The sequence below is a fragment of the Streptomyces polyasparticus genome (assembly GCF_014493765.1).
Taxonomy (GTDB): Bacteria; Actinomycetota; Actinomycetes; order Streptomycetales; family Streptomycetaceae; genus Streptomyces; species Streptomyces polyasparticus.
On record NZ_JACTVJ010000051.1, the window covers coordinates 1 to 16367 of the forward strand.

At 64.2% G+C, this 16367-nt stretch carries 9 protein-coding genes and 4 pseudogenes; 6 read left to right on the forward strand and 7 right to left on the reverse strand.

Annotated elements, in window-relative coordinates; all coding sequences use genetic code 11:
* Positions 1-369 precede the first annotated feature (369 nt).
* Positions 370-1149: a S1 family peptidase gene (locus H9Y04_RS44655; RefSeq protein WP_187820003.1), complete on the reverse strand. Its 780-nt coding sequence runs from the start codon at positions 1147-1149 to the stop codon at positions 370-372.
* A gap of 93 nt (positions 1150-1242) precedes the next feature.
* On the opposite strand from H9Y04_RS44655, the pseudogene H9Y04_RS44660 reads away from it, so the two are divergent.
* Positions 1243-1758 (forward strand): annotated as a pseudogene (locus tag H9Y04_RS44660) (transposase family protein); the annotation flags it as partial.
* A gap of 347 nt (positions 1759-2105) precedes the next feature.
* Here the strand turns inward: H9Y04_RS44660 and H9Y04_RS44665 are convergent.
* The 5 genes from H9Y04_RS44665 to H9Y04_RS47655 all read right to left on the reverse strand — a co-directional run bounded on the left by H9Y04_RS44665 (position 2106) and on the right by H9Y04_RS47655 (position 8417).
* Positions 2106-5306 (reverse strand): S8 family serine peptidase, encoded by a 3201-nt coding sequence (locus H9Y04_RS44665; protein ID WP_214662272.1) that lies wholly within the window; start codon positions 5304-5306, stop codon positions 2106-2108.
* Positions 5307-5683: 377 nt separating this feature from the next.
* Positions 5684-5935: a hypothetical protein gene (locus H9Y04_RS47360; protein WP_236072239.1), complete on the reverse strand. Its 252-nt coding sequence runs from the start codon at positions 5933-5935 to the stop codon at positions 5684-5686.
* Positions 5936-6046: 111 nt separating this feature from the next.
* Entirely contained in the window at positions 6047-6475 is a 429-nt protein-coding gene (locus H9Y04_RS47365; RefSeq protein WP_236072241.1) for an acetate and sugar kinases/Hsc70/actin family protein, read from the reverse strand.
* A gap of 433 nt (positions 6476-6908) precedes the next feature.
* A complete protein-coding gene (locus H9Y04_RS44675; RefSeq protein ID WP_187820005.1) occupies positions 6909-7895 on the reverse strand; it encodes an SGNH/GDSL hydrolase family protein in 987 nt (328 codons plus the stop codon).
* 387 nt (positions 7896-8282) lie between these two features.
* Positions 8283-8417 (reverse strand): hypothetical protein, encoded by a 135-nt coding sequence (locus H9Y04_RS47655; RefSeq protein ID WP_268980577.1) that lies wholly within the window; start codon positions 8415-8417, stop codon positions 8283-8285.
* Between H9Y04_RS47655 and H9Y04_RS48535 the strand changes: the two genes are divergently transcribed.
* Positions 8380-8547: a hypothetical protein gene (locus H9Y04_RS48535; protein ID WP_368858453.1), complete on the forward strand. Its 168-nt coding sequence runs from the start codon at positions 8380-8382 to the stop codon at positions 8545-8547. The genes H9Y04_RS47655 and H9Y04_RS48535 overlap by 38 nt on opposite strands.
* 231 nt (positions 8548-8778) lie before the next feature.
* Here the strand turns inward: H9Y04_RS48535 and H9Y04_RS44685 are convergent.
* Positions 8779-9460 (reverse strand): annotated as a pseudogene (locus H9Y04_RS44685) (IS5 family transposase); the annotation flags it as partial.
* Between the two features lie 390 nt (positions 9461-9850).
* On the opposite strand from H9Y04_RS44685, the pseudogene H9Y04_RS44690 reads away from it, so the two are divergent.
* The 4 genes and pseudogenes from H9Y04_RS44690 (at position 9851) to H9Y04_RS44705 (ending at position 16293) form a co-directional block, all read left to right on the forward strand.
* A pseudogene (locus tag H9Y04_RS44690) lies at positions 9851-10890 on the forward strand (acyltransferase family protein).
* Between the two features lie 3194 nt (positions 10891-14084).
* On the forward strand, positions 14085-15218 hold the full coding sequence (locus tag H9Y04_RS44695; RefSeq protein ID WP_368858454.1) for an ISL3 family transposase: 1134 nt from the start codon (positions 14085-14087) through the stop codon (positions 15216-15218).
* Positions 15219-15332: 114 nt separating this feature from the next.
* Positions 15333-15650 (forward strand): annotated as a pseudogene (locus H9Y04_RS44700) (MFS transporter); the annotation flags it as partial.
* A 130-nt stretch (positions 15651-15780) separates the two neighbouring features.
* Positions 15781-16293, forward strand: a complete 513-nt coding sequence (locus H9Y04_RS44705) for a transposase (RefSeq protein ID WP_187820007.1) — start codon at positions 15781-15783, stop codon at positions 16291-16293.
* The last annotated feature ends 74 nt before the right edge of the window (positions 16294-16367 follow it).

Sequence of the window (16367 nt, forward strand, 5' to 3'; positions counted from 1 at the left end):
CATTCCATGGCCCACCAAGCAGGAAACGCTGCCAGAACTCACCGACATGCGCTGTCACTTACCGCCGACAGAGCCACGTGACCGGCCATTGTCACGTCACCGCCAGCCTGCGCCACCGGTGAGTCTCCACATCCACTTGCGAACACCAAGGCCGCACAACGCTACCCCGAGCCCAGCGGTCGACACCGAGCCCCTGGCGGACACGTTCCCAGATACTGAGGTACCGGGGCCATGCGAACACTCTCTCCACCCTGGCCATTGAGTGAAGTTGATGAGTTCTCGACGTCGATAGCAAGCAGTCCCAACTGGGTTGGGGCAAAGTGATCCACCGATGCCACGTCCTGCGAAATTGCACAGCCGCCTTCTGCGCTACCGGCTGATGGTGCTGTCGACCCACGACCTATAGGTGAGAGTGTCGGTGTAGATGGCCCCGTTCAAGAGGGATCCCGGTACGGCGACACGGCTAGCAGTGCCGACGACATGCCAGTTCCCGTCAGCGTCCTTCTTCAGGGCGGGACTGCCGGAGTCGCCGGGGCCGATCCCGGCGTTTGCGCGGACTGGTCCGATGCACAGCTCCTTGTCGGGTTTGAAGAAGTTTCCCGGACAGAGCGTGTCGGGCTGGACTGCAGTGTCCAGTTGCTGCAAATAGTCAGGGAAGGGGATCCCCCAACCAATAAGTCTGATCGGGACCCTTGGCCCGGGGCTCGATTCGACCATGCGGGCAGGCTGCTGAGAAGACGGCCGGACCAGCTTGATCAGAGCGAGGTCGTTGTCTATGGCGGACACCTGACCCGCGCTGTCGTACTCAAGGACGTACTCGGGATGGATAACCGCCCCAGCAGCCTCGACCCGTTCCCCGTCGCCAGTAGTGATGTCGTTCGCGCCGAGGTGCACGGAGACTTTAGCGGTGTCCCTGTCCTCGACACAATGACCAGCCGTAAGGATCCACTGGGGGGCAATGAGCGTACCGCCGCAGTGCGGCCTTCGCGCGTCACCATCAAACAGAGCTGCCATGAAGGGATAGACCTGATCAGCATCTTGCCCGCCTACAATCCGCTCAGCAGCACCGGAAGGGGGCTCATGCGCCGCGGCAGATACTGCTGCGGAGAAGAGGTACGCCGCAGCGGTGAGGGATAACAGTACTTTCACTGCACACTCCTGGTGACTTTTCAGATAGCGGTTACATTCCTGACCCAATCAGCGATACCCCGGTGGTGTGCAGGGGCTAAAGTCCCTGTATGGCTGGGGCCGTTGCTGGACCTGGAGCCGACCGCGTGCCCCGCCGGTGCCGCGGACCGGCTGTGGATCGTGGACGGCACCTTGATCCCGGTCCGTGACCGGTCCATCGCCGCGTCCTCACGCAACTACCGGTTTTCGGCGAATGTGCAGGTCATCATCGATGCCGATACCCGGCTGGTGGTGGCCACGGCACGGCCGGCGCCGGGTAACAAGGCCGACGCCCACGTGTGGCGGAACTCCGGCCTGGCACAGCACTGCGAGGGCGTCACGGTGTTGGGCGACGGCGCCTACTTCAACACCGGCCTCGTCGTCCCGCACCGCAAACGCCAGCGCCGTCCGCTGCTGCCCGGCGAGGAGGCCGACAACGCTGAGCACCGACGGGTGCGGGCCCGCGTCGAGCACACCTTCGCCCGGATGAAGAACTACAAGATCCTCCGCGATTGCCGGCAACACGGCGACGGCCTCCATCACGCCGTCCAGGCCGTCGCCCACATGCACAACCTCGCCCTCGCCTCATGACCGGACGGCCGCTCTCAACCGGCCTGACCTGCCCGAACACGGCCTTATGCAACACGCTTTAGTTTGGGCCTCGCAGATTCGGCGCCGGTAGCGGACCCGGACCAAGCGGCGGCCGAGAAGCGTAGGCCGCGCGCGCCAGCGGTTCGAGGGACTGCTGGCCGACCGGCCATGTTGATGTCGTCATGGCGCAGGAGCCCAGACCAGTGGGACGGTCCTGAACCTGGGTGCGGCGGACAGTTGCTGGCCGTGCCGCGCAACCGCGATCTCTCGAATCACTGTCCACCGCACCCTGGGACACGTGTCAATCTGTGCCGTGGCGACGGAATGCAGCGGCAGCGGTGCGTTGCCTATCGCACGTCATAGGCACGCGTCACCTGCTGTGTCACGATGTTGCCGTCCTGATCGGTGAGCTCTACCTTCAGAGTCACCGGCTTTCCGCCGCCGGCTCGATGGTCGACGGTGGCCGTCCATTTACCGTCAGTCTTCTTCGTGGGGGCGCTTGTCCAACTCGCCCCGTTGTCATACGAGAACCAGAGCTTCGCACGTGCGATGACAGGAGAGTGATCTCCATGCCCAGTGGCGTCCAGCCCGATCTTCAGGCCTCGCTGCGGAGGAAGCGTCTTGAGTCCGTCGTCCGGAAGCACGTACCGAGGAAAGGCGAGCGGCAGCGTCTGCTTTCCAGTCCCCGGCCCGGGCTTCCAATGAAACTGCCAAGTGGTGTCGGTATCGGTGGAGCGCTGCCAATGCGGAGAGCCCGACTCCTTCCGTTCGGTTCGCAGCCGGATCTCATAGTTGCCCTCGATCTGCGGCACGTTGGGGATATCGGCGGCCACATACGGGCTCCGAGCGACCACCTTGCCGTCCAGAGACACCACTACTCCTCCTCGATCAACGAAGGATGCCCCATGCGACCCGTGCTGGGAATTACCGTCCCCCCGGTAGGTCGGATGGAACCCAAGAGTCTTTCCTTGCCACCAAGCCGTGAGTCTCGGCCGGCCATTCGCCTCGGGGAGGGGCGCTGGGCGGAGGACGTCTCCGTACCACTCAGACTGGGTGTGTTGCCCGGCCAGACGTGTGCTCGGAGTCTCGAGCATCAGTTCTCGGATGGGACCAGGTCCCCACCCAATATGCTGCCAACTACCCGGCGAGTAGTACGAGGTGCGTTCACCAGGAGCAGGGACGTCGGCTGGCACACCCACAGTCATGCTGTCTCCCGGGTTCCACGGAGCGATGAACCTCTCGCCATCCAACATCGTGGTGGGGACACCCAGGGCGGACCACGTCTCGTCCACTCGGGCCAGTTGACGATCGCGCACGACATAATGGCGTGCCCTGTTGATCGGCCCGGACTCAGCGAATGCCAGATTGTACGTGTAGGGGCGATCTAGGGCGTCAGCGGAGAGTTTGCGCCACAGACTGTCGAACTCGAAACCACCGGTGCGGGCCCGGCCCTTTACCTCGGCGAAGAACTCTTCGGTGGATCCATCGGTGATGATGGTCCCAGAGTGCAGTCGGGTGTCGTCCCACCATCGTCCGAAGGCCAAGGTTGCGGAGGTCTTGGACGTGGGCCGGTCTGTATGAACAGACAGTTCGTGTGCCCGGCGCGCGTCCAGGACGAGTGTGGTGTCCTTCTTGAGTTCGACCTCGGGGCGCGCCAGATAGCTCAGGCTTTCCGTGCCGCGGGCTCCCCCAGTCGGGGTCCAGGTGAAGGTGCTGAGGTAGTAGCGGCCGGGTGGAAGCCGGTAGATCTGCTCACGCTCACCGTCGTTGTACCTTCGGTCGCCCTTTGCCGTGTCCAGGCCAACCACGTCGAGCGTGCTGCGGTTGGCTGCCGGATTCCCGGCCCGGTCGATGACCTTGACTCGGAGGGTGAGTGTGCCCGGTTCGACGTACAGGCTGAACGGAGTGGTCACGCGGACACCCTTGGCCTTGGCAACGAGGCGGCCCGTGATGTCGCCATGGGCGCCCGGATCGAGCTTGGCTGCGGGGTTGAATCGCAACGGGACCTGAACCGTGCCATGCGCTGGAACGGTGATTGTGTCGGTGCCGACCTTGGCGATGCCTGCGGCTACGGGCTTCCCGTTGTTGCCCCACACCTCGTCCACTTCGAGCTGGATGGTGATCGGACGGCCCGAGTGGTTGGTGTAGGTCACCTGACGGGTGGTGGCGTCACTGGGGTCCTGAGGCCACCTGAAGGCACCGCCCTCGATCGCAGCGGGCCCCGTAAGTGAGCTGCTCAGCACAGCCTTCACGTCCAGTCGACCCGCACCCGTCGCCCGGACGTCGTCGGTCACAGTGCTGTCGGCTGTCGAAACCAGTGCCGCTTTGAGCTGCTGTCCCTTCCAGTCCGGGTGCTTCTCGCGCAGCACGGCTGCGGCCCCCGCCACGTGCGGGGTAGCCATGGAAGTCCCGGACTTCGTCGTGTATGCCTCGTCGCCCCTGCCTCCTGCCTGAGCGGCGAGGATATCCACGCCCGGGGCCGCGATCTCCGGCTTGAGCGTGTGACTGCCGGTGACCGGACCGCGGCTGGAGAACCCGGCGGTGGCGTCGCTCACGTCCACGGCGCCTACGGTCAAAACGTTGGGAGCACAGCCCGGCGAGGAAATCGTGTTGTCAGCCGCGCCCAGATTGCCTGCCGCCACCACGAAGAGACTCTTGCTCTCGGCGGCCAACGTGTCAGCTGCTTGGCCCAGCGGATCCTTGCAGCTGCTCGGAATCCCAATGCTGAGGCTCATGGATACGACATCGGCGCCCTGGCCGACTGCCCATTCCATCCCAGCGATGACACCGGACTCGCTGCCCGAGCCCGATCGCCCAAGTACCTTGCCCACCAGCAGCTGCGCCTCCGGCGCCACGCCCTTCTCGCGGCCTTCGGAGGCCGCTCCGGATCCTGCGGCGGTGGACGCCACATGGGTTCCATGCCCGTTCTCGTCGTTCACGGATCCCGAGCCAGTGAAGTCACGCGCACCCGCGATCCGGCCATCGAAGTCGGGGTGTCCCGCATCAATCCCCGAATCCAACACCGCAATGCGAGAGTTGCGGCCGGAATGGCCCGCAGACCAGGCATAGGGGGCCTTGACCTGCCGCGTGGATTCCTCCAGCGTGGCTTTGACCTTGCGGTCCAGCCACACCTTCTTGGGCGCGCTCCCCCCGCGGCTGCCAGATGCTATGGCGCTGCGCCAGAAATCGTCGGCCTGCGCCTTCTTTGCCTGCAGCGCGTTCGCATGGATCGAGTCGAGAGCCTGAACACGTTTCGCGCCACGCGGAGCATCGGGCAACTTGCGGACACCTGCACCATATTGCGCGATCACTGGCAGCGTGTCCGTGTGCCGGTCATCGTACTTCTGGCGTATCAAGCCCGTGACATTGAACAGTTCCTCATCGACCCGTCCCTGCGCGATGGCCTGGGTCGCACCGGCGGGGATGACATAGAGGTCCTCCCCCGTCTGACGGGTCTCGTAGGCCGGAGTCGATCCGTTCGGGCCGGGCAACAGATGGGCTGTCGCACGGCGTCCCGTGCCCGTGACCAGGGCCGTGTCTCCAGTCACCAGCGTGACCGGGACAGCTGACGACTCCGCTGATTCCGCACGACTATCCGGAGGCGGGGTTGCGATGGCGACCGCCGCCGGTGGCGATGCAGCGACGAGGAGCACCCCAATTCCAACTGCAATAAATCTATTTCTCACCGAAGGCATACCAATTCCTCATGCAGGGCGTGTAGCTGACGGTTGGGATGCTTTCAGCGAGGTTTCCCCTCGGCCACAGCCAAAAGTCGGTGATCACCGGCCCAAATGACGCGACCATTGAGACTATTGGCTGCGCCAACTGGCCCCCGGGGGCTGACCGGAGGGCGCCCGTGTCACTGCGGCCCCAGCGCAGGCACGGCAGCGCGCTACCGTGAGTGGAGGATCTACTGTCGGCCTCCTCAGTGGGGCGCTCCTGGGAGCCTGCGCGTCAGCCGAAGATTTTCGTACGTTCGCCGGTCGACCGCGTCCGTGTGGTCGTGCACATCCCGGTACTCTTTCTCCAGGCTCCGGTACAGCTGGTGATAGGCCTGGATCGGCAGGAGCACCTCGCCGGGACGGACCACAGCGTCGACCGCCGCGTCGAAGTCCGTGTGGACTCCGAGTCCGACGGCGGCCCAGATCGCGGAGCCCAGGCTGGCCGCGCTGGACACCTCCGCGCGACGGGCGGGCTATCCATAGAGATCGTCCTGAATCTGCATCATCAGGTCGGAGTGCGAGCCGCCACCGGAGACGATGATCTCCCGACCCTCCGCGCCGAGCTCTCAGGCCATGCGCCTGGCAGAGTCGTGGACGGTCATCGCCAGGGCTTCGAGGATGGACCGGTCGATATGAAAGCGGCCCTGGCGGCCGTGGAAGCCGAGGATTGTACCCACGCGGAACTCCGCCCCCGACGGGGCCAGCCAATCAAGTACCGCCATCAGGCCGTCGGACCCCGGAGGAACATGTGCGGCCCGTGAGTTGAGATTCGCCCCGGCCGTGACGCATGCGGACCGCTCGCTTGCCGCGGCGTCCTCGCCCAGCAGGTCCCGATACCAACTCACGGTCCACATGCCCCGCCGCACCACACCGGACTCGTAGGGGTACTCGTGCGGGACGGAGGCGTAGTTGCTCCAGAAATCGGCGGCGCTCTTGATGTTGCACGCACCTGTGATCACGGAGGCGACGTACGTGCCGAGGTCAGGGGTGCGCAAGCCGCAGCCGAGTGACTCGACGGCCGGTACGCCCTACAACATTGATCCTACTCTCGTCGGAGTGGGCGAGAGCCTTCGCCGACGTCCTCCGTAGTCCTGGCATTGCGATCGCGGCCGGCATCGGGCCGTCGTAGATGCCGTGCACCGACTGTTATGTCCTGACCACCTCCTCAAACCGTGTGGAATTGAGGCCCGGGGCAAACGCTAGAAACGCACCGCGAGTCTCTCCTGATGTGCGCCGCAGGACGACGCCGCGCAGAGCACCGGTCGTACAGCCGCCGAGGCGGCCGCCCAGGCCGCGGCGACAAACTGCCCGTTATCGACCGTGAGCAGGTCATCGCTGCGTGCCCGAGCAGCACCCCTCCGTGCCTACATCATGGCCGCTCCCGTCGCCTTGCCGGCTCTGTATCTACTTGGCCCCTGCAGCCCCGCGTCACGACAACTCACTCTGCAGCGCTGCCGCAACGCGCTCACCCGTATGGTTCTGGCCACCGGCATTCGGATGCACGAGAGCCCAGTCGCCATCCGCGGTCTTGAGCCCTTCGACCCACTTTTGGTCCGCTTGGGCACAGGCATCGTGCCCCTGGCTCCCTGAGTAGACGTCAACATATTGAGCCCGACCGTCGTCGGCGCTGACGTCCCGAATCCTCTCATTGAGCTTTTCCAGGACACTTGAGCGCAACCAGTCCAGATCACCCGGCTTTACATTGCCGAACTGATCCTCTCGGCCGTTCCCATCGGCATCGCGACTGCAGGTGTTCACATCGTTCGGGATGATGGACGGATATCCCACTGTGAACACCATGGCGTCGGGTGCCTTTGCGTGGATCCCCTTCAGCATCTCCGCGTACTCGATAGCCAGTTGATCCAAGCGCGTGTCGATGTCCGTAGTCGCACCGCTAGCGTAGTAGTCCATGCACGGCGCTGCGGACTCGCCTCCCGAGGCGACCAGGCAGGTGATAAGGATCTCGCCGAATCCCAGAGTGTTGCCGCCGATTCCGACGGTGACCACGTCCGTAGAGGCGTTGATCGCGTCGAGCTGAATCGGCACCGGATTGAAGGGCCCCTCAGGATCTGGCTCCGGGAATCCCTGCCCAATCGGCACCTGCCGCTCTGCGACCACGTGCTTGATCTGAGCATTGCCGCAGCTGACATCTGTCAGTGCTATGTCCGTAAGGGTTTCCGCAACTACTCGCGGATAGGCGCCAGTTGTGCGCTCGCACCCGCTGCGGCCTCCCGGTTCCGGAATAGGTGCCCCGGAGGCGGGGATCACGCCTGCAGTGTACGAGTCACCGAGCGCAACCCAGTCCACCACGGCGGCCGAACTGCCCGGCAGGGCAGACGCGGTACCGCTCCCCACCACCGTCGCCGCCAGCGCAGCCCCAGCGGCCATAAGCCTCTTCGCATGCAGTGCATCCATTCAACTATCTCCCTTGTAGGGCGTGTTCTCGAGGTGGCGATCGCCCCATCGCCCTGACGTGCTGGCCACAGCCGGCACCGATACCAGAAGCACGTCGGCCGGGCTGAAATCCAACTTGGAGACGTCGGGCGACCACCGGCAGGAATCTGGCATATGGAGTAGATGAACTGGAAGAAATTCCCTGGATTTGACAATTAATCAGGACTTTGGTCCTGAACCTTCGTCAGTCTTCTTGATCTCAAGGCGACTTGACGCAGTGGTCCACGCCTGCAGCGTCTGCCGCTCAGGGCTGTCGCGTGACTGGGGTTGCCCCCGTTTGTGGACATCTCTTGAAGATCGGATCATGGGGTCCGAGAAGGAGGTGTCCGGGTGGCTGCACGCCGGTATTCAGAGGAGTTCAAGCGGGACGCGGTCGAGCTGATGGCAATCCACCGGCCGGTCGATCAACTCGGTGGCCCGGAAGCTCGGGGTCAACACCGAGTCATTGCGCCAGTGGGTGCGGGCCACCCAGGGCCCTGCCATGGGCGCAGGCGGTGAAGCAATGACGCCGGCTGAGCGTGAGGAGCTGAAGCGCCTGCGCAAGCAGGTCCGCGGCTGGAGCTGGAGCTGGAAATCCTTCGCAATGCGGCCCAGCGTCTTGCGAAAGGGATGAATCGATGACGAGCCGCTGGCGGTTCATCTCTGCGAACCATCTGGAGTACGGAATACAGCGGCTGTGCAGAATCCTCCGGGTCTCCCGTTCAGGCTCTTACCGATGGCGGCTGCCCGAGCCTGCACGTCTGGCTCGGGCCCAGGTCGAGGCGGCGCTGACTGAGCAGATCCGGGCCATCCACAAAACGGGTGGCCCGGCTGATGCGCGCATCCGGCATTTCCGGGCGTCATCGTGGAGTTCGAGCCGGCGTTCCCATCGGGCTGCCAGGCGCTTGAACCGGTGGAGCAGGGCGAAGGTCTGCTCCACCACGTAGCGGAGCGTGCCCAGGCCCTTGATGTTCGGGGCGCCTTTGCGGGAGATGACGGGCGCGATCCGGCGTTTGCGCAGTTCACGGCGGACAGTCCGGGAGTCGTACGCCTTGTCGCCGAGCACGGCCTCGGGGCGTCGGCGGGGACGGCCGAGCCGTCCGGCCACCGGCGGGATGCCGTCGACCAGGTTGAGGGCCTGCGTGATGTCGTTGACGTTCGCCGCAGTCGTGATGACGTGAAGCGGGGTGCCGGTTCCGTCGCAGATCAGGTGGTGCTTGCTGCCCGTTTCCCGGCGGTCGACCGGCGACGGACCGGTCGCGGCCCCCCTTTCGCGCGGACGTGGGAGCCATCCACGCGCGGGACCAGTCGAGTTCGCCGGCCGCGTTCAGCATCGCAAGCAGGATTCGGCGCAACTGCTCGAAGACGCCAGCCTGTTGCCAGCGGTCCAGCCGACGCCAGCAGGTCTTCCCGGACCCGAACCCCAGCTCCAGGGGCAGGAGTTGCCAGGCGATGTCCTGGTGCAGGACGTAGAGGATGCCCTGCAGACACAACCGGTCGTCCACCGGTTTCGGCCCCGGCGACCGTTCAGGTCAGGGCGGCAACATCGGCTCGATGACTGCCCACAGGTCATCGTCCACGATCCACGGCCGAGTACTCACATGACGGCCAGTAACTCACCCCGCACCAAGCGAGAATCCGCTACCAACGTCGACTCGCCCCAATAGCACGAAGCAGAAGGGGCAGAGCTAAAGGGTTCGCTTCAGGCCTCAACGACCCCGCATCACACTCAGTCACCGAACGTAGGACAGGCCGACCTATAGGACACCTTGTAGGTCTCGAACCTCAATGCGGGCTGAAGGATAGCTTCAGGGGCTCAACCTTGGATCTAGAGGTGTAACCAAAATGCATACACGCAATCGGACCAGGAAGCCATAGGGTGAACTCCACACCCTAGCACAATCATGCACGGAAAGCATTTCACGCTAGGCTATTAAATGTTCCAAACCGCCACCCCTTCTGCGGACCATGCCCGAACCTATCCGCAAGCTCGCGCGGCATCGCGGAGCGCATCCGACGAGAAGCATCGTGACGCGTTCTTCGACAATGCAAAGTATCTAGCAATCTTGCTTGTCGCCATAGGGCACGCCTGGAAACCCTAACGAAGGGGAGCCGTGCCGGCTACTTCTCTCAAAGCTTTTCCGCGCGACCAAATCAAGTTAGGCAGCTCATAGTCGGAGTTTTGCTTCCGTATGCCCTGTTCGAAATTTCGTACTCATACTTCAATAGGGTGCCACACAATGCAAATCAGCCGATCAGCCTGCTTGACCCCTGGTACTTGACTTGGTTCCTCGCCGCGCTCTCCATATGGCTGCTGACCTCGCCGGTATGGAAGGTCCTACGCTGGCCGGTGCCCATCGCACTTGTCGTCGCCGCACTCGCCTCCGTTACGCCCAACATGGGCAAAGAGCTCGATCTGCCACGAGTCCTGGGATTCCTGCCGTTCTTCGTCCTCGGGATGATGCTCAAGCCCGAGCATTTCCGGATGGCCCGTCGGCGCGAGGTGCGGCTGCTCTCCATACCGGTCGTTGCCAGTGCAGCTCCTCGTATGACTAGCAAGTGGTTCTACCGCAAAGAGAGCACACAGTCGCTCGGCACTCCGGTCTGGGCAGGGCCGGTGATGGTCCTCGCCCTGTTCGCTTGCGCCATGCTACTCACCACCTGCTTCTTTGCATGGGTCCCTAGGCAGAAGACGTGGTTCACCGTGCTCGGCACAGGTACTCTCTACGGCTACCTACTACACGGCTTCATATTCAAGGGTGCACAGTACTTGGGCTGGTACGACGCAATCTCCTGGCTGCTGCAACCCCTGGGGGGCGTGTTCCTGACGGTCTTTGCAGCGGTCTCCGTCACGCTGCTGTGTACGTCGCCGGTGCGACGAGTGTTTCGCTTCGCAATCGAGCCCAAGGTGAACTGGGCCTTCAATGGCGACACGGCCGAGCTTCCGCCCGTCCTTCCCCCTCGCCGAGCAGTCTGAGCGGAGTGGCCTGACCGATCCCCGGGACCAGCTGGCAGATGGCCGTCAACGACGGGTGCATGAACACGATCGGCGAGGAGTCGGCGTAGCGAGCGGCGTCGCATATCCAGGGCGCATGCGAGTCCTGTCGTGGCAACACCGAACACCCCAAAGCGCTCATTCGTTTCGGGGTGTCACGTGTCCCGACCTTTCACGTGGTTCCCCGCACTAGGGCGCTGACACCGAAGGGCGCAACATTGACAGTCGCTTGCCAAGGACCCCCGCTGGAGGCGACACTGACACGCAAAGTAACCGATTGGCCAGGTGACAGTATGCCGTGGGTCGGAAACACCTGCGCCTGCCCCGGCTGAACGCTGGCGCTCCAGGACGTAGCTGCAGTCCCGGTGGCATGGAGCACAACTGTGGCTGTTTGCGCGTTTCCGACATCCTGGATGACGGGTGTCAGCCGGAGGCCGCCCACAGCTCCGCCAGGGACTTCGCTGCTCGGACTTGCGGACATGGGCTTGGTAGGGCCGTGCCGCCGAGGGGTAGCTGAGCTTGCGGGACCTTCCAAGGAGTTCGGCAAGCCAGATGAACTCTGCGCTCCAGAGGGCAATTCGGACGGGCTAGGTTGGCTGGTAGTCGTTCCACCAGGCCAGCGCGGGCTCTCTGGCTGCACGTCACCACCTGCAGGTCCCGAGGCATCAGGGCGCTCGCCTCGTGGCTCAATGGCTCCGCGCGCCTGCGGGCGGGTTTCCATGACTGCTGCCACAAGGCTGATACTCACGAGACTCAACACACCAGCACACACCACGGCCACGATGCGGCGAGCCTGAACAGTTCGCCTACGCGCCGGACCAGGTAGCACTCGGGGCGCCAACGGCTTCACCGTGGGCGACCAGTCCGCCACCTCTATGTCAGCCTCACGGGCCGAACCCGCATAGTCGAGTCCAGGTAGCTGCACTGCCGCCGTCGGCCAATTGTCAGGCAGATACCGCCGCTGCACACCGGGCACATGTACACGGACGGTGAATCCATGCATCAGCGCGGCTTGCGCAGGAACCGACTGCCGCATCAACCAACCGTCAGCTTCTACCTGGAGGGCTGATGCCTCGGAAGCTGACAATTCCAGCACACGGGCTGCTTCGGCGGGCGGCAGCATGAAGCGTAGCGTCAGCTCAAGCCAGTTGCCAATAGCTCCGGTTTCGATGGGTGTCGCAGAGAGGTCAAGGCGCAAACGGTCAAATCTTGCAAGGATCTCCGCCTCGGGAATTGTGCATTCGCCCAGCAGTCTTTCGTCAATCAGCGCCGCGCCCTTGCCGAGCAGAAGGTTCGCTTGGATCAGCTCGTGGCACACGGACAGCGGCGGCGGCCCGGCGTACATCTCGTCAATTGTGGCCAGCGTGATGCGCGGCCCGACTCGCGGGAGTAGGTATGTATAGGCGGCGTCTCCTGGGCGCAACTCGGTCTGAGTCGTAGTCAAGAACGATCCCGGCGGTGTGTACGCAGCAGAATTGTCCCTAGGACCGCCAACACTACAGCAGTAGTAGAACACGCCAGCAGGGCAGCGCTCGGCGCCCCGCTGGACGCCAGGGATCCGTCGCCCGATCCAGTGTCAGCACGATCCCCGATCGCCGCGCCGGAAGCCATTCCGCTGCCAGAACTCACTCCGGACGCATTACCCACTCCACTGTCCGGAGTTGGACCTTCGGAGGCGGAACTAGAACTGGAGGGATCCGGTTTCACGTCAGAGGTGACGGTGCCAGCGAGGTGCGATGCCGCACTTGCGAAGCCGTATACGGAAGCGCTGGCGGCGAGCTGGTATGGCGCCCCATTCCGTGCTGACGTCCGCGGCGTGAAACGCAACCTGACCGAATCGGATGCCTGAGGCGCCAGAGCCTTCGCTGCTCGCCATTCACTTGTCGGACCGTCATCCGCAGGCCCATCGATCAGGCGCCGCCAGCGGTCGCCTTGTCGCGCCTCAACACGGGCCGCGGCCGCGTTTCGCCCACCTGCCAGTCCCACGGTGCCGGCAACTTCCGGGATCCAGCCATCTGTTGGATTCGCGATCGTTACTCTGAGTTCATAACTCGCACCACTGCGCGCAGGCTGAGGGATGTCACCCTTGAATGTCAACGTCGGCGAGGCGATTGACCATCGGTCATTCCTGTATCCACCGTCAACAACAGATGAGTTGGACGTGTTGTCCGCGATATCAAGCTCCGCAGCGATAGAGGGCTGACCATTTGCTGGCTGGCGATGCAGCTGCGTCGGATGCAGAACTTCAATGGCCACACCCCAGAGATCAATCGCGGGCAGGCCTCGAGGTGCACGCATAGCCACCTGGCCGTCCTGCACAGTCTGGACGGAGTACCGCTCAACTTCGGAGGAGTCGAGGCTCCCGTCATGGTTGAGGTCCACTGCACTCTGGAACCGAACCTTCGCACCGTCCGGCAATGCGCCACTCAGCTGCGAGAGTTTGACTGAGAGATGGCTCGAATAGTCAGTCAACGGACTATCCAGATCAACCGCGAGGTAGACGATGCCGGGCATACCCAACGTAGCCTGTCCGTCATCGCGAACCACCGCGGCTTGGGGGGTGAAACCATCGACCACACGCACGCTGTCGACCTTGGGAACAGGTCCGCTCAAGGAATCCGCTACGCGGCTTGCGCCTCCAATATCCAACACAGACGTCGCAGGTGTCGAAACAGCAAACGCCAGCAACCCACTGGCAATGACACCACCCCATTTCATCATTGGCCTACCCAACTCCCGTAAATACTTGGCATTTGACCAGGCCTATGGTCATGCCCGTGAGAGCACGCTCAACAGCTGCGAAAGTCGAATGTGGCGAGCGAAAGATGACATATGGCACTGCGTAATCGGAATCAACGTCACCGGAGGTACGGAGGTGACGCGTAGACGCCCGCACAGGCGGGGTGCACGCACGAGCCGGGTCTGTACCGTCCTTGGGTCTGTCTCGTAGTCGGTGGTGACGCCGGTGGCCGCCCTTGATCATGATCTAGTGATGGATGTCAACTCCCGGGTGGGAACAGTGTTTTCGGGTTGTCGGCGCTGGTCGTCGAGGATGTGGTGGACGGCGGCGACTCGGTCGTGGTCAGGGCCCGCACCCGGCACGTCGCGGTGCCGTGTCCGGTGTGTGAGGGCCGACGGCGAAGGTGCACCGCTATCGCCTGCGGACGGTGACGGACGTGCCGGTCGGCGGTCGCCGGGTCGTCGTTCACCTGCGCGTACGGCGGCTCGTTTGTCCGGTGATCGGCTGTCGGCGGCAGACCTTTCGCGAGCGGGTTCCCGGGCTGCTGGAGCGTCATCAGCGTCGCACGGTGCGGCTGACCGCGCAGATACCCCAGGTGGCACGGGAGTTATGCGGCCGGGCGGCCGCGCGCCTGGCCGGCCTGCTGTCGATGCCCGTGTCCCGCAGCACCGCGCTGCGCCATCTCAAGCGCCTGCCGCTTCCCGACCAGGTCGTACCGCGTGTTATCGGCGTGGAAGATTTCACTCTGCGCCGGCGCCACCGCTACGCGACGATCATCACGGATGCTCAGACAGGCCGACGCGTCGCGGTCCTGCCCGACCGGGAGATGGCCACCCTGAAGTCCTGGCTCAAGGCACATGCCGGTATCGAGGTGGTCTGCCGGGACAGCTCGGCCAGCTACGCCGAGGCCATCCGCCGGGCCCTACCCGACGCGGTCCAGGTCAGCGACCGATGGCACCTATGGCGCAACCTCTACGACAAGGTCCTGTTCGAAGTATGGCGCCCGGTGTCTGAACCTGGCGCTGAACACCGTCAAACGATATGCCCTCACGCCCGCCTACCAGCCCACCCTTGTCGACCACTACCGCGAGCACTTGCGCGAACGCCGCACGACGGACCCGTCCGTGCCGGGCACTCACCTCCTGCAAAAGATCCGCGAGTTGGGCTACGCCGGCAGCGCCAACCTCCTGGTCCGCTACCTCAACCAGGGCAGCGCCGACGGCGATCACCCGGTGACCACCGCACGCCGGGCCACCCGGCTCCTGCTCACCCACCCCGACAGTCTCCGACCGAAGGACACAACGCCGCTGGAGACGATTGCCGCGTCCTCCCCGGAAATGACCGCTCTCACGGACCTCGTGCGCAACTTCGCCGCCTTGTTGAAACCGGCCAAGGGCAACGACGTGAGGCTCACCGAGTGGATCATGTCCGCCCGTGCTGCCGGACTACCGTACCTGCGCAGCTTCACCAACGGTCTAGAAATCGACCGGCCCGCCGTGAACGCCGGGCTCAGCCTGCCGTTCCACAACGGCTGAACCGAAGGCGTCAACACCCGCACCAAGAATCATGAGACAGATGCACGGCCGCGCCGGATTCGACGTCCTCCGCCACCGCATCCTCCTGCCCTGACCACCCATCGTCACCACCGGCTACGTGACAGACCCAGGAACTTGACAGTCCCATCCTCGTGGCGGGCGGCACACCAGCCTCTGCCGGCACGCTCGTCGGCGCCCTCGCACCCACTACCTGTCTGGCCCTCGTTGGCTTCGCCATCACCGGCATCGGCCTCGCCAACCTCTTCCCCGTCGCCGTCGAACGTGCCGGCTCCCTCTCCGGACCCAACGGCGTCGCCTCCGCGGCCGCCCTCGGCTACGGCAGCATACGCCTCGGCTCGCCCGCCATCGGCTTCGTGGCCGACTGGTTCACTCTGCCCACGGCGCTCACCAGCGTGGCGGCGCTGGTGAGCGTCGCCGCCCTGACCGGCTACACGACGCGTCGATGACAGGATCGGGCAGCTACGTCGCCTGGGGCGCGCTCGGGGCATCTGTCATGTCCCCCAAGGCGGTGTCCACCGAGCGGATCAGGCCGCGGTCGTCTCGTTGAGAACCCTTCGCGAATCCGGGCTGATTCCGGTGCCAGCCTGGTTACGGGGGCGGGTCGGGCGCCCGGAGAGCTATTGCCACCGGATCATGATCGACGCGGTGCTGCACCTGGTGAACAACGGGATCAAGTGGACCCAGATGCCTGTGGACGTTGCGCCGTGGAAAGCGGTCTACCGGTTCTTCCGCCACTGGCAGCAGTGCGGGTTCCTCGACACCCTGCACGACGCTTTGCGTGAGTTGGCCCGGAAGGCGGCGGGCAAGAGTCTGAGTCCGACGGCCGCGATCGTCGACTCCCAGAGTGTGAAGGCGTCCTGGCATGTCGCGGCGGAGACCCATGGCTTCGACGGCGGGAAGAAGGTCACAGGCCGCAAGCGCCATCTCTTGGTCGGCACCCTGGGGCTGCTGCAGGTGGTCACAGTGAACACCGCTTCGCTGCAGGACTGGGACGTGGCTGTGCCGCTGCTCGAGCGGCTGCGCAGGGGTTTCGCCACGGTGAAGAAGGTGTGGGCCGACGGCGGTTACACCGGCTCGCTTGTGGACTAGGTCGTCTCTTTCGGATCATGTTGCTGACCAGATGAAGATGGCGGCGATGTGGAGTCCGGCGAGGTAGATGGTTG